We start from the raw sequence: 22,195 nt of genomic DNA, 5'->3' as shown, positions 1-22,195 counted from the left end.
GTGGGTCTCCATCCCATCAGGGGGAGCACGCCGATAGGGGGTCCTCGCCGATCCGGCCGTCGACGTACTCGCGGATCAGGTCGGCGTGCCCGGTGTGGCGGCCGTACTCCTCGACGAGGTCGCAGACGAGGCGGCGGAGGTTCACCGGCTCGTCGTCGGGACCGGTGAGGTGGACCGTCCCGTCGAGGCCCTGACCGTCGAGGGCCTCCTCGAGGGCGGCGCGGGACCAGGCGACGGCCGCGTCGTAGCGGGCGTAGAGCGTGGCCGGGTCGTCCGCGGCGGCGGAGGTGAACTCCCAGTCGGGATCGTCGTCCCAGGGGGCGTCGTCCCACTCCGGGCCGAGGGGCTCGCCGTGCAGCTTGGCGCGGAACGTCAGCGCCTCGACCCAGGCCAGGTGCTTGAGCAGCCCGCCGAGGGTGAGCGTGGAGACGCCGACCGTGGCGGCGAGCCCGTCCTCGTCGAGCCCGTCGGCCTTCCAGCGGAACGTGGCCCGCAGCCGCTCGAGCGCACCGACCAGCTGCTCGGCCTCGGTGCCCGCGAGGGGCGGCTCCCAGGGCGTGTCGGTCACGGGCGTCCACGTTATCGGTCGTGGGTCGGCGCTCCCGACCGGTGCAGCCGGGGTCCGGCGGCGCTCTGGGAGGTGCACCGCCGGAACCCCGGTGGCCGGGGGCAGCCGGCCGTCGACGCCGACCGATCGGCGCGGTGATCGGTCGGCGGGGTGGCTTCGTCCGGATGTCCGTGGCACGGAGGGCCCTGTGCGGCCCTCCGTGCCACGGGCATCACCGCTGGGTCAGGACGACGAGCGTCCGGGCGTCGTCCGGGACGGGCTCGCCCGCCACCTCGGAGTCCGCGTCGGCGAGCTCCGGGGCCGCGTGCCGCGGCCGGTACTCCTCGGCGGGGACCTCACGGGCCTTCATCCGGCTGATCACACGGTGCCGCACGGCGAAGCCGATCAGGCAGGCGAGGATGATCACGCCGATCGTCGCCGGGGTGCCGTACCCACTGCTCGCGGCGGTGGGCAGGACCTGGGCCTGGCTGACGGTCGTCACGTCGGAGTCGGCCTTCGGCGAGAACAGCGCCGACGCGGCGTTGCCGAGCGGCGAGCCGAACAGCAGTCCCGGGTCGTAGGAGTTGGCGGCGAACAGGTTCGTCGCCAACCCGGCCGGCGCGATCCCACCGAGCGGCGGCAGGGCGGGCAGTGCCCCGACCGGTCCGGCCGCGCCGAGCGGGGCGGGGGCACCGACCGGAGCAGGCGCGGGTGCGACCACGGCCGGAGCCGGCTTCGTCCCGGTCCCATTGCCGGTCGCGGTCCCGTTCCCGCTCGCGGTCCCGTTGCCGGTCCCGGCCTTGGTGTCGGTGCCTGAGGTGGAGTCGTTCCCAGCGCCAGCACCGGACGGCGTGCCAGTCGTCGGGTTGTTGGCAGTCGCATCCCCGCCCGCCGCGCCCGGTGTCGTCGAGCCACCACTCGGCGTGGACGTCGCGCCGTCAGCCACCGTCGTTGCCGGTTCCAGCAGTCCGGTCGCGATGCCGGTGAGCGAGCTGAGGATCGAGCCGTTGACCTTGCAGTCGTTGCCGTCCTTCGACACCTTGTCGGCGTCGAGGATCTTGTACAGCGTCGTTCCGATGTAGCAGTGCGCAGAGTCGGCATCCGCGGCACTCGCGGTACCCGCTCCCAGGGCCAGCCCGGAGGCCAGTAGTCCGCCGACGATGACACTCGGCAGCAACCGCCCAGGACGTGCTCGCATCCTTGCGACCTCCACAGTCGTTGGCCCCGACGACCGGTCCAGCACTCGATCTGGCCGACTCATCGGCAGGCACCCGATTGCGTTACACCCGCTTGGCCCTATGTGATCGCTTCACTGAGTTGGCCTAGTACTCACCCCCTGTGCTTGCTCCGCACAGACGCGCAGCTCAGGCCATATGCCTGCGGCAAACGCACAGGTCACGATGCGGTAACGGGCGGAGTGTCGGCACCCGTCCGGCCGCTATCTGTGTCCTCCGCGGTCACGATCGGTCGCAATGAGTGAGACTCGACGCATGACCGGCGAATCACTCCGCGTCGAGTTCCGACGCCAGGTGCGCGAACGCGTGCTCGACACCGCTGCCGCACTCGCCGTCGAACACGGGTGGGACCGCGTGCGGATCGGCGAGGTCGCGACCGCCTCGGGCGTCTCCCGCCCCACCCTCTACCGCGAGTTCGGCACCAAGGACGGCGTCGGCGAGGCCCTGGTCGCGCGCGAGGCGGAGCGCTTCTTCACCGGGATAGCGACCGTCCTCGACGGCAGCGACACCGTGCCCGAGGGTGTGCGCGGCGCGGTCCGGTTCACCCTCGACGAGGCGGCCGACAACCCGCTGCTGCGGGCGATCCTCACCGGCAGCCGCAGCGGCGACACCGGCCTGCTGCCGTTCCTCACCACCCGCGGCGACGCGATCATCGCCGGCGGCTCCGGGCTGGTGGGCGGCTGGGTCCGGAAGCGCGACCCGGAGATCGAGGGCCGCGTCGTGGACGACGCCGTGGACGCGATCGTCCGCCTGACGATCAGCCACCTCGTCTCCCCCGGGCTCGGCCACGCCGAGGCCGCCGACCGACTCGCCCGGATCGCGGCCTGCCTGCTCTGCACCTCGTGAGCCGCCGTCGGGTGGACGCTCAGAGCTGATGTCGATCTTCGGAGCAGCCCTCGCGGTCCACTCGACGTGATCTTGTTTCCCGACGCCGGGCGGTCTCCCCTGTCGCGGGGACCCGAGCCCCGCCGCCGCCCTGTCGTTGTGCGTCACAGCGACCAGGCGGTCGGGCATCGACGGAAGCCCGCGACAGGGGCCGATCCGGCACCGACCCGCCGTCGGGAAGAGACCGACGATGTGGCGTCCCTGCCACTGGACGCCGGCAACGACGCTTTGCTGCCACCGGAGACCGGGCCGGACCTGGAACTGAGACAAAAACTCGGTCTTGTTTCAACGGCGACACGCTGTCACAGTTACCTGTGTACGGGGAGCGTGAGGAGGCCGACGATGACCATCGAACAGGCGCGGGAACCGATCGAGCAGCAGGAGCCGTGGCGCGACAGGCGCCGCTACCTGTGGCCGCTGGGCACCGTGATGCCGGCACTGCCCATCGCCGCCTACGGGCTGGTGCACTGGACCGGGCTGAGCCTGTTCTGGTGGCTCGGCCCGATCATCCTGTTCGTGGTGCTGCCGGCGCTGGACCTGCTGGTCGGGAAGACCGACGACAACCCGCCGGAGTCCGAGCGGGCCCGTCTGGAGGCCGACAAGTACTACCGGTGGATCACCTTCCTGTTCCTCCCGCTGCAGTACGCGAGCCTGGTGTTCAGCTGCTGGGTGTGGGCCACCCAGGACCTGAGCCTGATCAGCGACGTCGGGCTCGCGCTCACGATGGGCGTCGTCTCGGGCATCGCGATCAACACCGCGCACGAGCTCGGGCACAAGCGCGAGGAGAACGAGCGCTGGCTGTCGAAGATCGCGCTGGCGACCTCCGCGTACGGCCACTTCTACGTCGAGCACAACCGCGGGCACCACGTGCGGGTCGCGACCCCCGAGGACCCGGCGAGCTCGCGCCTCGGTGAGAACTTCTGGCTGAGCTTCCTGCCGCGCAGCGTCTGGGGCTCACTCACCAGTTCCTGGCACCTGGAGAAGAAGCGGTTCGCGCGGCACGACCGGAGCCACTGGACGTGGCGCAACGACATCCTGATCGCCTGGGCGATGACCGTCGTGCTGTTCGGTGTCCTCATCGCCGTGTTCGGGCCGGCCGTGATTCCGTGGCTGCTGGTGCAGGCGTTCGTCGGGTTCAGCCTGCTGGAGGTCGTGAACTACCTCGAGCACTACGGCCTCAAGCGCCAGAAGCGCGACGACGGGCGCTACGAGCGGGTCGACCCGCGCCATTCCTGGAATGCCGACCACACGGTGTCGAACCTGCTGCTCTACCAGCTGCAGCGCCATTCCGACCACCACGCGAACCCGGTCCGCCGCTACCAGACGCTGCGCCACTTCGAGGAGTCGCCGCAGCTGCCGAGCGGCTACGGGACCATGATCGTCGTCGCCGTGATCCCGCCGCTGTGGCGCGCGATCATGGACCCGAAGGTCCGCGCCCACTACGACGGCGACCTCGAGCTCGCCAACGTGCTGCCCCGCAAGCGCGCCCGCTACGGCGTCAAGGCCTGAGCTCCACCCAGGAGCTTCTCCACGAGGGCCCGTACCCGATCCTCGGGTGCGGGCCCTCGCTCGTGCGCGGGCACGAACAGCGCGGTGTAGTACAGCGGCGCGAGGACCCCGTCGACCACGGCGTCGACCTCCGGTACCTCTCCCCCGCGGCGGGTCTCGTGCTCGAGGATCCCGGCGATCTGGGACCGCCGGTCGGCGGTGCACGCGCACGCGGCGGTCTCGCCGGCGCCGATCGAGGCGCGCATGAGCGCGAGGGAGTCGGGGTCGGCGAGGTCGCGGGCGACGTCGCCCGCCCACCGCTCGAGGTCCGCCCCCAGCGAGCCGGTGTCGGGCACGACCACGTCGCCGGTGAACCGGTGCTCGGCCACCGCGGCGAGGAGCTCGGCGACCGAGCCCCAGCGCCGGTACACCGTCGTCGCGTGCACGCCCGCCCGCGCGGCGATCACGGGGATCGTCAGGTCCTCGGTGCGCACCCCCTCGGCGACCAGGTCGGCCACCGCCCGGTGCACGGACGCCCGGACCCGCGCCGACCGGCCACCCGGCCGCGTTCCACCCGTCTCGCTCATGTCCTCGATTCTAACGCAGCGATCTTTGCTCGCCACGTGCTAGCGTCGCCGTCGTGCAAACGCAGCGATCTGTGCACTCCGAGGATCGGACCCGCGCCCGGCTCTTCGCGGCCGTCGGCGGGGTCGTCGTGCTCTTCCCGGCCGCCTCGAGCGTGCCGAGCCCGCTCTACCCGCTCTACCAGCAGCTCTTCGGCTTCTCGGCCGCGACGCTGACCGTCGTCTTCGCCGTCTACGTCCTGGGCCTCCTCGGCGCGCTCCTCGTGGTCGGGGCGCTCTCCGACCACGTCGGACGCCGCCCCGTGCTCGCCGGCGCGATCGCCCTCGAGGCCGTCTCCTTCGTCGTCTTCCTGACGGCGGGTGGCGTCCCGGCGCTGCTCGTCGCGCGCTTCCTGCAGGGCATCGCGACCGGCGCCGCGATCACCACCCTCGGCGCCCTGATGGTCGATCTCGCCCCCCGCGAGGCACCGCACCGGGCGGGAATGGTGACCGGCGTCGGCACGCTCGCCGGGCTGGCGGCCGGCGCCGTGGGCGCGGGCGCCCTCGTGCAGCTCGCCCCCGCACCGACGCGCCTCGTCTGGATCGTGCTCCTCGTCCTCCTGGCGCTCTCGGCGGTGGTCGTCGCCGTGCTGCCCGAGACCGCGACGCGGCGCGCGGGCGGCTGGGCGTCGCTGGTCCCGCGGGTGGGTGTGGCACCCCGACTGCGCGGTGAGGTGCTCGCCCTGACCCCCGTGCTCGTGACGAGCTGGGCGCTCGGCGGGCTCTACATGTCCCTCGGCCCGTCGATCGCGGCGGGCCTGCTCGGGGTGCAGTCGCGCCTCGTCGGCGGCCTGGTGGTCACCCTGCTCTGCGGGACCGGCGCCCTGACCTCCTACCTGCTGCGCGGCCGGCCGGTGCGGTCGCTGGTCGCCCCGGCCGCCGCCCTGCTGGCCGGCGGCACCGCCGTGACCCTGCTCGGGATGGCCCTGACCTCCGTGGTGGTGGCCGCTCTCGGCACGGTGATCGCCGGGATCGGGTTCGGCGCGGCCGCGCTCGCCTGTTTCGGGGTGTTCGCGGAGATCGCCGCGCCGGAGGAACGTGGCGAACTGTTCGCGACGTTCTACGTCATCTCCTACACCGCGTTCTCCGTGCCCGCCGTCCTCGCCGGGATCGGCACCGGGATCGTCGGTCTGGCCACCGCCGCGGAGATCTACGGCGCCGTCGTCGTCGTGCTCGGGGCGGCCGCCGTCGCGGTCAACGTGGTGCGCGCCCGGCGCCGTCGTCCGGTCTTGACAGGATCGGCCTGAGTGGATTCTGAGAAGGCCGCGCCTTGACCGGTCCTTGGTTCTCGGTGCCCTTCTTTGACCAACTGATTGATGCATTCACAGACATGTGCGTATCACTCGATCGGGGGACAGCTCGCTCACAGCCGATTCTTATGTCGTGATCCGATCGTGACCAGGCCTCACCGACCGGCGAGGCGATGGTTCCTTCCCCCGAGAGGATCGATCATGGGTTTCTTCCTGCTCGACGGTTGCGCTCCCCCGCGGCACCGCCACCACCACCACCGCGGCTGTGGCTGCCACGAGTGCAAGCCGCCGCAGCACTGCGAGCCGAAGCGTGAGTGCAAGCCGAAGCACTGCTGCGACGACTGATCAGGTCGTCGGCGTCCCGGCCCGGTGACGGGCCGGGCGCACCATGACCTTCCGGCCGGCGGCCCCTCCCACGGGTCGTCGGCCGGTTGTGGCTACGGACGAGGGAGACGGTGGGCGCGCACTCGACGGCAGGGACCGCGCACGACGGCGTCGGGGGCGCCGACGCGGCGGTCGACGGTGTGCCCGGGGACGGGCCCGCAGCCGCACGCGAGGACGCGCCCGCCCTCACCCTGCGCGCGATCGTCCGCCGGTTCTGGCGCTACACCACCGGTGACCGCTCGAAGCTGATGGCCGCGTTCCTGCTCATGGCCCTCGCCACCGCCTGCGACACCTACGTCGTCACGATGTTCGCGCGCATCGTGGACGGCGCCACCGTGGCCCGCTCGATGGACGCGGTGTGGCCCTCGGCGGTCGAGTGGATGGTGCTGACTGCGGTCGGCGGCCTGCTCTCGGTCCTCGGCGGCTCGCTCATGGTGGGCGCGGCCGAACGCTTCGTCTTCCGCCTGCGCCACGACGTCTTCGCGCACCTGCAGCGCCTCGGGCCGTCCTTCTTCTCCGCGCACCCGACCGGCGACCTGATCTCCCGGCTCTCCACCGACATCGACGGCGTCGAGGGCCTCGCGTCCTCGGGCATCGTCACGACGATCATCGCGGTCGGCACCGCGATCGCGTACGCCTCCGCCGCGGTGCTCGTCCGCTGGCAGCTCGCCGTCATCGTGGTCGCGCTGGCGCCGCTGATGTGGGTCACCAGCCGCATCACGGGGCGCTTCACCCGCACCGCGGCCCGCGTCGAGCGGGCGGCGGCGGGCGAGGTCGGCACCAGCATCCAGCAGTCCCTGCAGAACCTCCCGATCGTGCAGTCCTACGGCACCGAGCACGTCGAGAGCGCGCGCCTGGACCACCACGGCACGGTCTGGTGGCGCGCCCGCGCCCGGGAGAGCCGACTGCAGATGATCTACGGGCCGATCACGACGATCATCCAGAGCGGCGCCCTGCTCGCCGTCCTGATCGCGGGCGCGGCCTTCATCGCCTCCGGCGAGCTGACCGTCGGCGGCCTGTTCGGGTTCGCCGCCTACCTCGGCTACCTCTACCCGCCGCTGTCCCAGCTCGGGTCGCTGCACCTGACCGTCACCTCGGCGTCCGCCTCCTGCGAGCGCCTCCTCGAGATCCTCGACGCCGAGCCCGAGGTGCGCGACGCCCCCGGGGCCGCCGACTCCCCCGTCGCCCACGGCCGCGTCGAGCTCCGCGACGTGCGCTACGTCTACCCCGGCACGGAGTCCGCCGGCCTCGACGGCGTCTCGCTCGAGGTCCGGCCCGGGCAGTTCGTGCTGGTCACCGGGCCGAGCGGCGCGGGCAAGTCGACGCTGACGCGCATGCTGCTGCGCTTCGTCGACGTGCAGTCCGGCGCGATCCTGCTCGACGGCGTCGACGTGCGGGACCGCACGATCTCGTCCGTCCGCGCCGCGGTGACCCTCCTGCCGCAGAAGCCGATGCTGTTCGACCTGACCGTGCGGGAGAACATCGCCTACGCCCGGCCCGACGCCTCCGACGACGAGATCGAGGCGGCCGCCCGCGACGCGGGCGCGCTGGACTTCATCCGGGAGCTCCCCGACGGCTTCGACACCGTCGTCGGGGAGGACGGCGCCTCGCTCTCCGGCGGGCAGCGCCAGCGTCTCGCGATCGCCCGGGCGCTGCTGCGCACCTCCCCGATCCTCGTCCTCGACGAGCCGACCACCGGCCTCGACGCCCCGACCGCCCGGGCCGTCCTCGACCCCCTGCGCCGCCTGTCCGGCGGGCGCACCACGATCGTCGTCAGCCACGACCTCACGCCCGCCCGCGACGCGGACCTCGTGGTCGTCCTCGACGAGGGCCGGGTGGTCCAGCAGGGCCGGCACGCCGACCTCCTCACGCGCCGGGGTGTCTACGCCGACCTCTGGGCGGCGCAGCAGGGCCACCGTCCCGACGACGGGTCCGACGCCGGGTCCGACGACGACCTCGAGCCGCGCACGAGCCGCGTCCCTGCCGCCGTGCTCGCCGCCGCCGCGTCCGGGTCGCCGCGACGCGGGGCCCTGCGACCGACGCCCGCCCCGACCCCGGCGCCGACGCCCCGGCCGGTGCCGCCACCCCGCCGCCGCGGCCCGGTGCCCGCGCTCGTGCCCGACGCCGTGACCAACCCGCTCCGCCTGCTCGCGCTCGCCGCGGCCGACGCCGCGCTCACCCGCCCGACGGCCCTGCACCCCGGTGCGAGCAATGCGTCACTGCGTGCACCCAGGGACAGGAAACCCGGCATCGTCGGATCCGCGCCCTCGGCAGCCCCGGCCCCCTCCCCTGCCGCCCCGCCGGGCCGTCCCGCACCGGCACCGGCACCGGCCCATGCGGTCCCGGCGACGACGAGCGGCCCCCGCTACACCCCGACGGCGATGCCGGTCCCCGGCCCGCGCGACCCGGCGTCGGGACCCACCCCGGCGAGCCGCCCGCACCCGTCGTCGGGACCGGCCCCGGCGAGCCGGCCGCATCCGTCCTCGGGATCCTCCCGGCACGACGGGACGTCCTCGCCGCGGCGACGGACGGTGGCCGATCTCGTCAGCGGCGCCCCGGCGGGCCGTTCCGCCCATCGCCGACCCGACGCGGAGACCTCCTCCCCGCGCTGACATGGCGACACCCCCGGATCGGACGCTCGTGGACCCACCCCGGCCGGGTACAGGGTCTCGTGAGCACTGATCCACTCGAGGGTTACGTCCCCGCCCACCTCCGCGACGACCGCACCGACGAGACCCCGGCCTGGCCCGCCGACGAGGTCGCCCCCGGGCTCTGGCAGTCCGGCCACCCCAGCCCCGGCGAGGACTGGGACGCCGTGTTCGACCTCTCGGGCGAGGAGGCGCCGCTGCAGGACGTCGAGTTCTACGTGCACTGGCTGATCGAGGACGGCCCGAAGCCCGACCACGACACCCTCGTCGCGCTCGCCGACCTGGTCCGCTCCATGCGGGCCTCGGGCAAGAAGGTGCTCGTGCACTGCGCGGCGGGGATGAACCGGTCGGGGCTGCTCTCGGCGGCATCGCTGATCCGGGAGGGCTGGACGGCGGACGACGCGATCGCCGCCGTGCGCGAGGCCCGGCCCGGGGCGCTGAACAACCCCGAGTTCCAGGAGATGCTCTACGAGCTCTGAGCGTCCGGCCGCCAGCGCAACGGCGCCGACCCCCGCGCGTCGAGCACGGGGTCGTAGGCGCCGGGCGTCGCCGACATGTCGACCTGGTCGGTGACGCCCTGGTAGGCGCCCACCGGCGTGGCGGCCGTGAACGTCTCCGGGTCCAGGTACTCGTGCTCACCGGCCGTCCCGGCCACGCCGTGGGCCCATTCCTTCTCGAAGATGCCCAGCGACAGGATCCACAGCGCGACCCGGGTCAGCGAGACGTGCACGTGCCACGACCCGCCCTCCTCGGCCCGGCGCCGCAGGGCCGCGGCGACCCCGGCCTGCGCGAGCCACGGGACGATGTAGTCGTTGACCACCATGATCGGCGGGAGCCGTGGCCGGTCGGTCGAGCCCTCCAGCAGCATCATCCCGGTCACCGACCCCGCGGACTGGTCGAACCCGGGCCGCCCCGCCCACGGTCCGGTCAGCCCGTGCAGCGACACCGACACGTAGATCAGGCCCGGCCGCTCTTCGCACGCCTCCTCGGGCGTCAACCCGATCTCGCCGAGGAACTGCTGGCGGCGGTTGTGGAAGAACACGTCGGCGCCGCCGAGCAGCCGGGTCAGCTCCGCCCGGTCGGCCCGCGGGTCCAGCCACGCCGACCGCATCCCGACGTTCGCCGACGCGTACGTCGACTCGTGCTCCCCCTCGCCCGGTCGCCACAGGTTGAGCACGTCGGCGCCGTGCAGCGCGAACGACCGCCCGAACCCGGCGCCCGCGATCACATGCCCCATCCCCAGCGCACGCAGGCCCTCGAAGGGCTGCTTCCCGACGACGGGCAGCGGCTGCGGATCCGCCTCCCCCACCTTCGTCAGCTCGATGAGCGGCAGGTCGGCCAGGTGCGGGTACTGCTCGGAGGCCAGGAACTCCGGGACCGTGCGGAGCATCGGCATGACGACGCCCGCCTCGGCCGCCGCGGCCTCCAGCTCGGGCGCGGTCCACCGAGCGATCGCGTCGCGCACCCGGTCCTTCGTCAGCGGGACGCCGAGCAGCTCCTGGGCCCGTTCCCGCAGGCCCGGGTACATGTTCTGCGGCATCACCCACCGGTCGTCGGCGCACCGGAAGAACGAGAACGCCATCGCGTTGCCGCGCTCCAGCGACGACCCGACGGGGTACCGGCCCAGCCGCTCCCAGCGCCGGTCGTAGAACGGGCAGAGCCGGTGCGGCGCGCGGCGCAGGTCGACGTGCACGTCCTGCCCGGGCCCGCCGCGCCACCGGTGCACCGCCGCGGCCGCCACCGATTTCGCCAGCAGCCCGATCGTCGCGGCGCCCCCGATCCGCATCGGCGAGGGCACCACGGGGTCCGCACCCGTCGTCGTGACCGTCCCGCCCGCGTCGGCGGCCGAGAGCCCGACCCCGCCGAGCACCGCGTCCAGCTCGCCGACCAGGTCGAACGGCTCCTCGGCCGCGACCGGCTCGTTCCACGCCTGCTGCAACCGCTCCGTCAGCCCGCTCACGCCACTCCCCCGTCCTGCGCGAGGGGAACCCTCGTGTTACAAGAGCGCTCGAATCTTCCCCTCACGACAGCAGCTCCTCGGGGATGTCGACGTACCGGGCACGGAGGAACTCCGCGACGGCCTTACCCGCGATGTCCGGCCGCCCGTTGGACGACGCGCCCTTGCCGAGGATCCCGTGGATCACGAGGTGCACGGCGCGCAGTCCGGGGAACTCGTGGCGCTCGATCTCGACTCCCGGATACACCTCGGCGACCCAGTCGGTCGAGATCGCGGCGCGCAGCCACGCCCACGCCGCGTCCGAGGTGCCCCGGGGCCAGAACCCGACGTTCGAGTTCCCGCCCTTGTCCCCGCACCGCCCGTGCGCGACGAGCCCGAGCGGCGCGCGCCTCGTCGTCGTGAACTCGCCGGAGAGAGCAGGCACCGACGGCGGCTGCCCGCGGAACTCCGCGCGGACCGGGGTGTCCTTGACCGGGATGCGGCTGCCGTCCGCGAGGACCACCTCGTGGTGCAGCGCCTCGGTGGGCACGAGCGTCGGCCAGTACTCGACGACGGGGTTCGCCACCCGGAGCGGGTTGACGTAGAGCCCCGGGTAGCCGGGCAGGAACAGGCCGGTCAGCGGGGCGATGAAGCGTTCGGCGCCGACCTGGGAGCGGTCCTGCGCCTGCGCGGTCACGAGGATCTGCTGCGCGGCCTCCCACTGGTCGCGCGGGTCCTCGACGGGCGTGCCGATGCGGTCGACGCGCAGCAGCGAGAGGTCCAGATCGGCGGTGATCCGGTCGACGTGGGTGCGCAGGAGCGCGGCCTTGGCCTCGAGGTCGAGCCCCGTCGCGTAGAAGGAGACGCTGGACTCGAACCCGCCCGGCGCGGTGATCGCGAGCTTCGTCGTCGGGCTCGGCGGGGTGCCGCGGACGCCGGCGAGCACCACCCGGTCCGGCCCCTCCTGCGTCACCGTGACGTCGGCGAGGTCGACCGTGACGTCGGGGTTGAGGTAGATCGGCCCCTGGATCTCGTAGAGCAGCTGCGCGGTGACGGTGTCCGGGGTGACCGTGCCGCCCGCGACGTCGTGCTTGGTGATCACGGCCGTGCCGTCGGCGGCGATCTCGGCGATCGGGTAGCCGAGGTCGTCGACGCGCGGGACCTCGGTGAACCCCGAGAAGTTCCCGCCGGTCGCCTGCGGCCCGCACTCGATGACGTGCGCCGCGGCGACCGCCCCGGCCAGGGCGTCCCAGTCCTCCGGGCCCCACCCGTGCCACCACGCCGCCACGCCCGTCGTCAGGGAGGCGTCGGTGACGCGGCCGGTGATGACCACGTCGGCGCCGGCCTCCAGCGCCGCGGTGATCCCCCAGCCGCCGAGGTAGGCGTTCGCGGTGCCGGCGTCGTGGCCCCAGTCGGCGAGCGGGCGCCCGTCGTCGAGATGGGGCAGCGACCCGAACTCGTCGAGCCGGCCGAGGACGTCGTCGCCCTCGACGTGCGCGACGACGAGCGTGTGGCCCTTCTCGGCGAGCACGCGCCGGCACTCCTCGGCGAGACCGGCCGGGTTCAGGCCTCCGGCGTCCACGACGAGCCTCGCGTCGCGCTCCACGAGCAGGTCCACCGCGTCGGTGAACTGCGCGAGGAAGCTGCGCGCATAGCCCAGTGCGGGGTCCTTGCGGCGCTCGAGGGCGAGCTGACGCAGGGTCGGCTCGGCGAGGTAGTCCCCCGTGACCACGTCGACGGGGCCAGCGAGCGCGTCGCGCAGCCCCGAGAAGCGATCCCACAACCACCCGGCACAGTTAGCGATGCGAACGGCCGCCATGGGTGATCACCCTAGCGCTGCGGGACCAGCCCGTCCGGGGTCGGAAGCTCGCTGAGGCGCAGCACGAGGGCGAACCGTCGGCGCAGCACCTCGATGTCCATCGGGCACAGCCGCGACTGGAAGCCGATCAGGGCATCGACGGCGAGGTCGGCGATCTCGTCGCCGTCGTCGGGCCGCAGCTCCCGCACGCAGGCCGCCACCACCTGGCGTCGGGCGTCGTCCACGCGGCGCTGCACCCGGGCGACCCGCCCGTCGACGTGCGCCCACGCCCGGATCGCGGCCTCGGCCTCGTGCGGGAAGGTCAGGGCGAGGTGGGTGAGCAGCGCCAGCCGCTCACCCGCGTCGGCCTCCCGCGAGGCGGCCTCCACCAGGCGGGCCGTCTCGGTGGTCTCCCAGTGCTCGAGCAGCGCCACGACGAACCCGTCCCACCCGTCGAAGTGGTGGTAGAACGACCCCGTCGTCACGCCCACCGCCCGGCACAGCGGCGCGAGCTTCAGCCCGGCGCGGGACGTGATGTCGCGGGCGGACCCGTCGTCGTGCCCGGCGGCGAGCAGGCCGAGCGCGGCTTCGAAGAACGCGTCCCGCGTCGCCGTGCCCATGCATCCATCCTGTCACGGCGGCGTACGCGTTTGCGCGCACGGGGCCGGACAGAACAGACACCCCTGTCAGACGCTGAGCCCGTCGGTGTAGAGCGAGGATGCAGCGCGCAGCCACATCGCCCGCCGCTCCTGCGGGTCCGGTTCCGGGTAACGCTCGCAGGTGTGCGACCGGCCGCCCGCCTGCTCCGAGGGGCCCCACACCTCGACGTACTCGAAGGGGCGGGCCGGCACCGAGGCGAGCCCGGACCCGCCGTCGGGACCGCTCCCCGCGACCAGCGCGTGGGCGATGACCACCGCGTCGTCGTGGGAGGGGCAGAACGCGACGGTGCGCCAGCCGGCGTCGTCCTCCGACGGCGGGGGCGGCGGCTGCCAGCCGCGCACCTCCCAGCAGTGCGACGGCGGCGTCGGCACGACGTGCTTGCGCTCGGACATCGGACGATCGCTCAAGACACTCACCCCATGTGTCGCGAGAGAAGTTGTGTAGCTCAGGCATACACCTGTCCGCCACCTCCCGGCCACCGGACGTTCCGCGTCATTCGCCCAGGTCAGCGCCTATCGGACGGACGACCGACGAAGGTCACCCGGCCGCGCCCCACCGCCACGCGGCGGCGTCGACGACGTCGAGCCCGAGCCCCTCCGCGAGCGCCCGCACCGGCTCGCTCGCGGCCACCACGAGCGCCATCCACACCGGGTAGCGCTCCCGCTGGCGCAGCGCGACCTGTTCCTGCCCGGCGATGAGCAGCCCGGGCAGGGGCGGCCGGCACCAGCAGCGGGAGAGGTCGGGCGTCGCGGCGTCGGGGTCGTGCGGGCAGTGCACGAGGGTGTCGAACGGGTTGCCCGCCCGCTCGTGGATCGTCCAGAGCAGGCGGACCGCCACGTCCTCGGCGAGCTCGCCCCTCGCCACGGCCGGCAGGTGGGCGAACCCGACGGCCCGCCCACCCCCGGCCTTCCACAGCCGCAGCCGCTCCACCGCGTCCAGGTGCACCTCGACGTCGAGCGGTCCCCGGTAGGGCCGCCCCAGGTCGGCCTCGGTGCGGCGGACCGCGTCGAGCTCGACGAACAGCATCGGTACCTGGGGGGCGGAGAGCACGCTCACGCCGACATGACTATCAGGCGGCCGCCGGCGCCTGCGCGGCGTCCTTCAGCAACGGCTTGACCCGCTCGCCGAACTTGGTGACGCCGTCGACGAAGTCCGGCCAGGTCAGCAGGGCGCCCGTGATCCCGGTGGTCACGGCGATCTCGTCGAGCTGAGCGGCGACCCGCTCGTAGGAGCCCTTGATCACCGGCAGCGACAGGAAGGCCATGTTGCCCTCGGACGCCGGCCGCTCCAGCGACGCGAGCAGCTGCGCCGAGGTGCCGTCGGGGTTGGTGTCCAGCGAGGCCCCCGTCGTCATGTAGCTGATGGCCTCGAGGTCGGCGTTGGCGACGATGTGGTCGCAGAGCTTGTCCGCGGCCTCGTCGGTCTCCTCGGCGATGATGCAGTACAGCGCGAAGGTGCCGACGTCGCGGCCCTCCCCCGCGCTGAGGTCGCGCACGCCGCCCGCGATCGTCCCGACCTTCGAGCGCTCGGCCATGATGAAGTTCCGGTCGCCGTGCTTCGCCGTGAACGCCTGCCCGGCCGGCGACTGCCCCGCACACACCACGGTCGGCGTGTGCAGCGGCTTCGGCCGCATGTCGGCCTCGTCGAAATTGAAGAACTCGCCGTGGTAGGTCGTCGGGCCGTCGCTCCAGAGCGCCCGCAGCACCTCGACGTACTCCGCGGCGTACTCGTAGCGCCGGTTGAAGTAGTCGTCGCCGGGCCAGAGGCCCATCTGCGTGTACTCCGGCTTGTTCCAGCCGGTGACGATGTTGAGCCCGCAGCGTCCGCCCGAGATCTCGTCGATCGTCGCGACCATGCGGGCCGCCATGATCGGGTGCGTCGCGAGCGTGGTCACCGAGGGGTAGAGCCCGATCTTCTCGGTGACCGCGGCCAGCCCGCCGAACAGCGTGAACGACTCCAGGCACTCGCCCCAGAAGTCGCTCGGCCCGCCCGAGCCACGGTGCTTCATCATCGAGAGCACGAAGTCCAGGCCCTGCTTCTCGGCCTCCTGCGTGATCGCGACGTTGTGCGCGAAGCTCGGCCGGTACTGCGGGCTGCCCGTCGAGAGGATGTAGCCGTTGGTGGCGTTGGGGATGAAGACGCCGTACTGCATCAGTGCTGACCTCCGAGGTGGGTGAGTGCTTCGGCGAGTCCGACGACGTCGGCGTACTTCGCGTCGAGATCGGCCAGGTTGTTCTCGTGGAGCGCGACGCTCCGGTCGCCGCAGGCCTCGTTCACGACGACGGGTCGGAAGCCCGCGGCCAGGGCGTCCGTCGCGGTGGCGCGGACGCAGCCCGACGTCGAGACCCCCGCGACGACGACGGTGTCCACCCCCCGGGCCCGCAGCGTCCCGGCGAGCGAGGTCCCGGCGAACGCGGAGGCGTGCTGCTTGACCACGAGGGCGTCGTCGGCCGCCGGCGCGAGCGCGAGCTCCCCCCACCCGCCGTCGGCACCCTCGGCGAAACACGCGAGGGCCGGGACCTTGGCCGGGAAGAACCCGCCGTCGGCGAGGTCCGGGGCGTAGCGCACGACCGTCCAGACGACGGGCAGCGCCGCGGCCCGCGCGGCCGCGAGGAGGTCGGCGGCCGCGACGAGGACCCGGTCCTGCTGGCCGTCGAGGAAGAACGGCCCGCCGGGCGCGGTGTAGGCGCGGACGAGGTCGACCACCACGACGGCGGGGCTGCTCCCCCACCCCAGGCGGCCGGCGAAGTGGGAGCCGTGCGGATTGGTCACGAGCTGTTCCTCACCATCACGGCCCGGGCGTTGCGGAGGTGGCTGCGCATGACGGCGCTCGCCCAGTCGGCGTCGGCGACCCGCAGCGCCGCGACGATCTCGGCGTGGTGGGCCAGGCTGCGGGCCAGCGACGCCGGGTCGTAGGCGTGGAAGGTGCGCAGGACCACCGGGAGGTGCACGACGTTCGCCAGCGCCGCCGACAACGCGGGCGCCGCGGCCACGTCGAGCAGCCGCGCGTGGAAGTCGCGGTTGAGCCCGACGAGCGCGTCGAGGTCCTGGTCCGGACCCGGGGCACCGATCGCCAGCATGTGCGTGGCGAGGTCGTCGAGGGCCGCCAGGTCCTCCGCGGTCACCCGCGTGGCCGCCCGTCCGGTCGCGCGCGGTTCCAGGGCGAGCCGGACGTCGAAGATGCCGTCGAGATCGTCGGCCGAGAAGCTGACCACCCGCGCACCACGGTGCGGGAGCACCTCGACGAGTCCCTCCGCCGCGAGCCGGGAGAGGGCCTCCCGGACGGGGGTGCGCGAGACACCGAGGCGGTCGGCCAGTTCGACCTCGCCCAGCCGGGTGCCCGGAGCGAGGACGCCGCGGAGGATCTCGTCGCGCAGCGCGAGGTGTGCACGCTCGCTCGCCCGGGCCGTCAGAGTCGTCGCCATCACACCTCCCGCTCCGCGTTGTGTGCAACGTATGGTGAGTCCCGCCGGAAATCCAGCAGAACTTCGGCGGTTGTACACAAACTGGAGGGACCGACATGGCCGACCTGCTCAGCCACCCCACCGGACGGCGCGCGCGGCTGCGCGAGCTGCTGGCGTCCGGGGAGCCCGTCGTCGCGCCCGGCGCCTACGACGCCCTCTCCGCGCGGCTCGTGGAGCAGGCCGGCTTCGACGTCGTGTACATGACCGGCTTCGGGACCACCGCCTCGCTGCTCGGCCGTCCCGACGTCGGGCTCCTCGGCCAGGCCGAGATGGTGGACAACGCGCGGCGGATGGCGTCGGTGGTCGACGTGCCGCTGATCGCCGACGCGGACACCGGCTACGGCAACCCGATCAACGTCATCCGCGCCGTCCGCGAGTACGAGCAGGCCGGGGTCGCGGCACTGCACCTCGAGGACCAGGTGATGCCGAAGAAGTGCGGGCACCTCGCGGGCAAGGAGGTCGTGCCGCTCGAGGAGATGACCGCCAAGATCCGGGCCGCCGTCGACGCGCGCACCGACCCCGACCTCGTGCTCATCGCCCGCACCGACGCCGCCCAGACCTTCGGCGTCGACGCCGCCATCGAGCGGGCCCTCGCCTTCGCCGAGGCCGGCGCCGACGTGCTCTTCGTCGAGGCGCCCACCTCCGGCGACGACCTGGAGAAGGTCGCCTCGGCCCTGTCCGGGTACACGCTGCTCTTCAACGGCGCCGAGGGCGGGCGGACCCCGCTGCCGCCGTTGTCGCGGTTGACCGAGCTGGGCTTCTCGCTCGTGCTCTACCCGGTCTCGACGCTGCTGGCCGCCACGTCCGGCATGCGCACGATGCTGCGCCACCTCGCCGAGCACGGCTCCCCCACCGGCGCCCTGGAGGAGCTCGACGTCGCCGGGTTGGACCACTTCACCGAGATCGTCGGCATCACCGAGGTCCGGGAGCTCGAGGAGCGCTACCGAGCCCCGGCGTCCTGACCGGACCCACCGGTCCGACCGGTGAGCCGTCCGCGCTCCGGCGGCGCCGACCCCGCGCGTCCGATCGACGCCGCGCGTCGGCGTGAACCCCGCCCCCCAGGGGGCTCACCCTGTTCGGGCTCGATTCACGTCGATGTGAAAAGCCCCGGAAGCGTCCTCGCCCGAGAACCCCGTCGCCACTCCCGGGCAGGACCCCGAGGAGCACTGTCAGCGCACCTCCGGAGCCGGGTCGCCCTCCGTGCCGGGGAGGGTCCGGGTGGTCGTCGTGACGTCGTAGCGGTCGGTCTCCAGGTCGCCGAGGTCCGGCACGAGCACCCGACCCCACCGTCGACCGGGTTCGTCGGGCAGGCGGGTGTCGAGCTCGCGCAGGGACCCGGCGGCCTCCAGCCCGGCGAAGCTGCCGCCGGAGTCGCGTCCGAGGAACAGACCGCCGGTGCCACCGGTCCACCGCTCCGGGACGATGTCGCCCGGCGGGCTGGGGTTGGTGGTGCGCTCGCCGGGCACCGGGTCGAACGGTGCGGTCGGGGTGGTGATGATCGCGCCGGGGGTCTGCGCGGTCCCGCCCGCGACCCGCGGCAGCTCGCCCGCGCACGGCCACGCGAACGCGACCGCCCAGTCCACGAGCACCGGACCCCGGTCGGCGAGCCAGCGGTCGAGCGGCACCGGAGCCACGACCCGCGGACCGGTGAAGGCGATCCAGCCGCCCGTGTCGGTGCGGTCGTCGGTCGCCCGGAGCCGGACCCGGTCGGCGTCGGCGGGGACCTCGCCCGCCGCGAGGGTGACGGTGCGCCAGCGGTCGCGGCGCGCCCCCTCGTCCTGGAGCCGCTCCTGCTCGGCGGTGGCCGCGTAGCCCCGGTAGCCGCGGTCGGGCTCGGGGTCCTCGACGACGGGGCGTTCCCCGACCATCCGGTCCCCCCGCCCGAACTCCCACGTCAGCGAGGCGCCGTCGGAGGTCCGGCCGGCCACGCCGACGGCGAGCTCCTGGTCTCCTGTGGGCCGGGTCAGCCCGAACCAGCCGGTGGTCATCTCCCCCACCGACCCGTCACCGTCGGCCCGGCTCCCCCACGTGAAGCGCCCGTCCGGGGTGTCGGTCGTGCCGTCGGTCCCGTCGGTCTGGTCCGGACGCAGCGGCGGCGGGTCGACCGCCCCGCCGTCGGCGACGAACCCGTCCATCGTGTCGGTCGACCCCCGGAGCGGGGTGAGCGGGCCGGCGGGCACGGTCCGCAGCACCTCGACGCGGTCCTGCAGTCCGCAGGCCCCCGGCGCCCCCGCGAGCTCGGCCCGGTTCTGCGCGGCGAGCGAGTAGCGGTCCCCGCGGTCGGCGGCCGCCGCGAAGGACGACCCGAGGAGCAGCACGGAGACCGTCACGACGACGACGGCCGTTGCCGCGGGGACGAGCGGGGCCGCGGCCAGGGCCGCGGCGACCAGCGGTGGCCCCTCGTCGGGCCGGCGCCGCCGTGCCACGACGACCGCGAGCACCGCCGCCACGGCGACCACCAGGAGCCAGAGAACGACCGCGTCGAACGGGCGCTGCGGACCCGTCGACCCCGGGAGCCCGAACCCGGAGTAGGCCCACCAGGCGTTCGGTCCGGCGTAGGCGAACGCGGCGCCGAGTACGAGCAGCAGCGTCGCGACGCCGGCGGTGGCCGCCACGACGCGGTCGCGCCCCCGGCTCGCCCGCCACAGCGCGAGGACCGCGGCGACGATCCCGATCGCGCCGAACCCGGCGAGCGCGCCGTAGTGGTGCGACCACTTCGAGGGCGTCACCGCGAGCAGCCCGAACCCCGCCGGCAGCAGACCGAGGAGCAGGACCGACTCGCGGCCCAGCACGCCGTCACAGGTCCGCTCCCCACCGGAGCCCCGGGCCAGCACCACCAGCCCGGTCCCGGCGAGCACCAGCCCGACCACCACCGGCACCCGCTTGGCCGCCGCGCCCCACGAGTCCTCCCCGAACAGGTAGCCGTAGCGCAGCCACTCCGCGTACCAGGGTTGGTTCGGGCCGATCTGACGGTGGATCTCGGTCGCGACCCCGAAGCCGTGCCACGACTGGTCGGCGAACACGACGACGAGAGCCACCGCGGCGAGACCGGCGACCACCGCCACGTGCGCCGCGGGCAGGACCACCCGCGTCACCCGCGCGACGGCGCCGTCCTCGCGGACCCCGGGACCGAGCGCCCGCAGCACCCGGGGCAGGCCGAGCAGGAAGGGCGCCGCCGCCAGCACCCCGGAGGGCGCGACGGTGACCGTGAGCGCCGCGGCGAGGGCGGCGACCGCGAGCAGGACGACGGGATGCCCGGTTCCCTGACGGACGGCCCGGAGCACCAGGGCGGTCACGACGACCGTCCCGAGCGCGACCACGGACTCCGGGCGGGCCCCGAGGTCGTAGGGCAACCACCAGACCGCGAACGCCACCGCGGCGAGCACCCGCACCGCCACGCCCCGGCCGTCCGCACCGAGCGCGGGACGCAGCACGCCGCGGGTGAGCACCACCCAGGTCAGCAGCCCGGCCAGCACGCTCGGCGTCCGTAGCGCGAGCGGACCGATCCCGTCGTCGAGGAAGCCCGCGAGGAGGCGCTGGTTGGTGGCGAACGGGACCTCGGAGGCGTTGTACCACCGGTAGTAGTTGCCGACGTCGCCGTCGCGGATCTGGCGGGCGATCACCGCGGCGAAGCCGTCGTCGTCGGTCAGCGGTCCGACGATCGACCACCAGGCGAGGCCGACGGCCACGACGGCGTCCACCGCGAGCCGGGCGAGCACCACGGGACGCGCGACGGTGCGCAGGGCGGCCGCCCGGACCCGTCGTCGGGAACGGCGCCACCGGGTCCGCACGATCGCGAGCCCGCGCACCGAGGCGAGCTCCCGGAGGCCGCGGGGTGCCGGACGCCTCGGGGCCAGGGCGCCGGCGAGCAGGACGAACAGCAGACCGACGAGCGCGAGCTCGGGCTGGGCCGTGAGGAGGGCCGCCTTCTCCGGGGAGGGCGCGTTGTCGAACCACGCCGGGGTGCGGGCCGTGAGCGCGAGCCCGGCGGCGTCGCGGCCGGTCAGGTCGGTCGTGGCGGCGAAGACCTCGGGGACCGGCGCACCCGGGACGGTGGCCGCGACGCGGTCGTCGACGGTGACGGTCAGGCCGGAGGCGTCGGCGACGATCCGCAGGCCGCAGTCGTCGTCGGGCACCTCGACCGGGACGACGCGCCCGCTGGAGATCACCTGCAGGGCGGTCGGACCGTCTCCGGTGGCGGGTCGCGTCCGCACGGCGAGGGCGTCCGCCGGGGCGCCCACCGTCGTCGCGAGGACCGTCGTCTCCGCGGTCCGGGCCCGCGCCGCGCGGACGGCGCCGCACGGGACCGTCACCTCCAGCGACGCCGGCCGGTACGGGACGAGGAACAGCGTCGTCGGCACCGGGGCCGCGCCGGCGGACGGCCAGCTCACCGTGGAGGTCGACGACTCCACCGGCGCCCCGGGCACCGCGAGGGCCACGACGACGGCGGCGATCCCGCTGACCAGGGCCACGAGCGCGGCGACGAGGCGCGACGTCCGCAGCAGGGGCGCCCTGTCGGGACGCACCGGGGGAGGTGCCGGGGGCGGCTCCTCGAGGAGCGGCGCGCTGATCCGCTCGGTCGGCGAGGTGGTCGTCAGGAGGAGGCTCCCGGGGCTGCGGACGGCGGCGTCTGGTCACCCCGTCTCCGCAGTCAACGACCGTTCCGGTTCGCCAGGTGATGCGGCCGATCAGGTGATCACACCGGACCGAGCGCCGCCCGCATCCGGTCGATCTCGAGCTGCTGGCCGCGCAGCACCGTCCGCGCGAACTCGCTGAGCGCCCCCGGCGGTCCGGCGAGGTACTGCCGGGACATCGTGAGGGCGCCCTCGTGGTGGGCGACCATCGTCTGCAGCCACAGGCGGTCGAAGGCGGGTCCCGACGAGGCCCGGAGCCGGTCCAGGGTCGCGGCGTCCGCCATGCCCGCCATGGCTCCCATCGGCGCCGGGGCGGGCGCTCCCCGCAGGTTGAGGAATCCCTGGAGCTGCCCGACCTCCTCGACCTGTTCCCGGTCGATGCGGAACGCGAGGTCGGTGACGGTCGGGTCGGTGGTCCGCCCGGCCACCAGCGCCGACAGCTCCAGGGCCTGCTCGTGGTGCGGGATCATCATCGACGCGTAGCCGGCGTCGTCGGCCGCCGGAGCAGCCGTCGGAGCAGGTGCAGCAGCGCATCCGGCCGAGAGGGCGACGGCCACGAGGACGAACACGAGGGCGCGGAGCACGACGACGAGGGTGCCCGATCCCCTGTTCGTTCGCCGTGCACCCGACGGTGCTGGTCAGC

General features: G+C 73.9%; 20 protein-coding genes. 7 read left to right on the top strand and 13 right to left on the bottom strand.

Annotation, left to right across the window (positions count from 1 at the left end; all coding sequences use genetic code 11):
• Nucleotides 1-16: 16 nt before the first annotated feature.
• A complete protein-coding gene (locus BJ983_RS04425) occupies nt 17-568 on the bottom strand; it encodes a mycothiol transferase (protein ID WP_179792704.1) in 552 nt (183 codons plus the stop codon).
• A gap of 211 nt (nt 569-779) precedes the next feature.
• A complete protein-coding gene (locus BJ983_RS04420; protein WP_179792703.1) occupies nt 780-1,745 on the bottom strand; it encodes a hypothetical protein in 966 nt (321 codons plus the stop codon).
• Nucleotides 1,746-2,037: 292 nt separating this feature from the next.
• Between BJ983_RS04420 and BJ983_RS04415 the strand changes: the two genes are divergently transcribed.
• Both BJ983_RS04415 and BJ983_RS04410 read left to right on the top strand, forming a co-directional pair.
• Nucleotides 2,038-2,628 carry a TetR/AcrR family transcriptional regulator gene (locus BJ983_RS04415; RefSeq protein ID WP_179792702.1) on the top strand — a complete coding sequence of 197 codons (591 nt, stop codon included), beginning with the start codon at nt 2,038-2,040 and terminating at the stop codon, nt 2,626-2,628.
• A gap of 381 nt (nt 2,629-3,009) precedes the next feature.
• Nucleotides 3,010-4,176, top strand: a complete 1,167-nt coding sequence (locus BJ983_RS04410) for an alkane 1-monooxygenase (protein WP_179792701.1) — start codon at nt 3,010-3,012, stop codon at nt 4,174-4,176.
• Here the strand turns inward: BJ983_RS04410 and BJ983_RS04405 are convergent.
• A complete protein-coding gene (locus tag BJ983_RS04405; protein ID WP_179792700.1) occupies nt 4,158-4,742 on the bottom strand; it encodes a TetR/AcrR family transcriptional regulator in 585 nt (194 codons plus the stop codon). The two genes, BJ983_RS04410 and BJ983_RS04405, sit on opposite strands and share 19 nt — an antisense overlap.
• A gap of 71 nt (nt 4,743-4,813) precedes the next feature.
• Between BJ983_RS04405 and BJ983_RS04400 the strand changes: the two genes are divergently transcribed.
• From BJ983_RS04400 to BJ983_RS32080, 4 genes are all read left to right on the top strand, one after another.
• On the top strand, nt 4,814-6,025 hold the full coding sequence (locus tag BJ983_RS04400; protein ID WP_179792699.1) for an MFS transporter: 1,212 nt from the start codon (nt 4,814-4,816) through the stop codon (nt 6,023-6,025).
• Between the two features lie 204 nt (nt 6,026-6,229).
• Nucleotides 6,230-6,373, top strand: coding sequence for a hypothetical protein (locus BJ983_RS04395; RefSeq protein WP_179792698.1), 144 nt, complete (start codon nt 6,230-6,232; stop codon nt 6,371-6,373).
• A gap of 110 nt (nt 6,374-6,483) precedes the next feature.
• On the top strand, nt 6,484-9,024 hold the full coding sequence (locus tag BJ983_RS04390) for an ABC transporter transmembrane domain-containing protein (protein WP_179792697.1): 2,541 nt from the start codon (nt 6,484-6,486) through the stop codon (nt 9,022-9,024).
• Between the two features lie 59 nt (nt 9,025-9,083).
• Nucleotides 9,084-9,539, top strand: coding sequence for a dual specificity protein phosphatase family protein (locus BJ983_RS32080; RefSeq protein ID WP_179792696.1), 456 nt, complete (start codon nt 9,084-9,086; stop codon nt 9,537-9,539).
• On the opposite strand, the gene BJ983_RS04380 is transcribed toward BJ983_RS32080, so the two are convergent.
• From BJ983_RS04380 to BJ983_RS04345, 8 genes are all read right to left on the bottom strand, one after another.
• Nucleotides 9,527-11,020 carry a CoA transferase gene (locus BJ983_RS04380; protein WP_179792695.1) on the bottom strand — a complete coding sequence of 498 codons (1,494 nt, stop codon included), beginning with the start codon at nt 11,018-11,020 and terminating at the stop codon, nt 9,527-9,529. The genes BJ983_RS32080 and BJ983_RS04380 overlap by 13 nt on opposite strands.
• Before the next feature lie 61 nt (nt 11,021-11,081).
• Nucleotides 11,082-12,815 (bottom strand): acyclic terpene utilization AtuA family protein, encoded by a 1,734-nt coding sequence (locus BJ983_RS04375; protein ID WP_179792694.1) that lies wholly within the window; start codon nt 12,813-12,815, stop codon nt 11,082-11,084.
• Nucleotides 12,816-12,826: 11 nt separating this feature from the next.
• Nucleotides 12,827-13,414 (bottom strand): TetR/AcrR family transcriptional regulator, encoded by a 588-nt coding sequence (locus BJ983_RS04370; RefSeq protein WP_179792693.1) that lies wholly within the window; start codon nt 13,412-13,414, stop codon nt 12,827-12,829.
• Between the two features lie 66 nt (nt 13,415-13,480).
• Nucleotides 13,481-13,861 carry a hypothetical protein gene (locus BJ983_RS04365; RefSeq protein WP_179792692.1) on the bottom strand — a complete coding sequence of 127 codons (381 nt, stop codon included), beginning with the start codon at nt 13,859-13,861 and terminating at the stop codon, nt 13,481-13,483.
• Nucleotides 13,862-13,991: 130 nt separating this feature from the next.
• Nucleotides 13,992-14,510 carry an HAD family hydrolase gene (locus BJ983_RS04360; RefSeq protein ID WP_179792691.1) on the bottom strand — a complete coding sequence of 173 codons (519 nt, stop codon included), beginning with the start codon at nt 14,508-14,510 and terminating at the stop codon, nt 13,992-13,994.
• 13 nt (nt 14,511-14,523) lie between these two features.
• A complete protein-coding gene (locus tag BJ983_RS04355; RefSeq protein WP_179792690.1) occupies nt 14,524-15,606 on the bottom strand; it encodes an LLM class flavin-dependent oxidoreductase in 1,083 nt (360 codons plus the stop codon).
• Nucleotides 15,606-16,226, bottom strand: coding sequence for an isochorismatase family protein (locus BJ983_RS04350; RefSeq protein WP_179792689.1), 621 nt, complete (start codon nt 16,224-16,226; stop codon nt 15,606-15,608). Before BJ983_RS04350 ends, BJ983_RS04355 begins: the two co-directional genes overlap by 1 nt.
• Entirely contained in the window at nt 16,223-16,879 is a 657-nt protein-coding gene (locus BJ983_RS04345; RefSeq protein WP_179792688.1) for a GntR family transcriptional regulator, read from the bottom strand. Before BJ983_RS04345 ends, BJ983_RS04350 begins: the two co-directional genes overlap by 4 nt.
• A gap of 95 nt (nt 16,880-16,974) precedes the next feature.
• Between BJ983_RS04345 and BJ983_RS04340 the strand changes: the two genes are divergently transcribed.
• Nucleotides 16,975-17,880: an isocitrate lyase/PEP mutase family protein gene (locus BJ983_RS04340; RefSeq protein WP_179792687.1), complete on the top strand. Its 906-nt coding sequence runs from the start codon at nt 16,975-16,977 to the stop codon at nt 17,878-17,880.
• A gap of 207 nt (nt 17,881-18,087) precedes the next feature.
• Here the strand turns inward: BJ983_RS04340 and BJ983_RS04335 are convergent, their stop codons facing one another.
• Complete coding sequence (locus BJ983_RS04335) at nt 18,088-21,444, bottom strand: arabinosyltransferase domain-containing protein (protein ID WP_179792686.1); 3,357 nt, start codon at nt 21,442-21,444, stop codon at nt 18,088-18,090.
• Nucleotides 21,445-21,614: 170 nt separating this feature from the next.
• Nucleotides 21,615-22,136 (bottom strand): DUF305 domain-containing protein, encoded by a 522-nt coding sequence (locus BJ983_RS04330; RefSeq protein WP_179792685.1) that lies wholly within the window; start codon nt 22,134-22,136, stop codon nt 21,615-21,617.
• Nucleotides 22,137-22,195: the final 59 nt, after the last annotated feature.

Origin of the sequence: Actinomycetospora corticicola (assembly GCF_013409505.1) — a bacterium.
GTDB classification, from domain to species: domain Bacteria; phylum Actinomycetota; class Actinomycetes; order Mycobacteriales; family Pseudonocardiaceae; genus Actinomycetospora; species Actinomycetospora corticicola.
The sequence above is the reverse complement of the archived record's forward strand: the minus strand, read 5'-3'. Positions and strand labels throughout refer to the sequence as shown.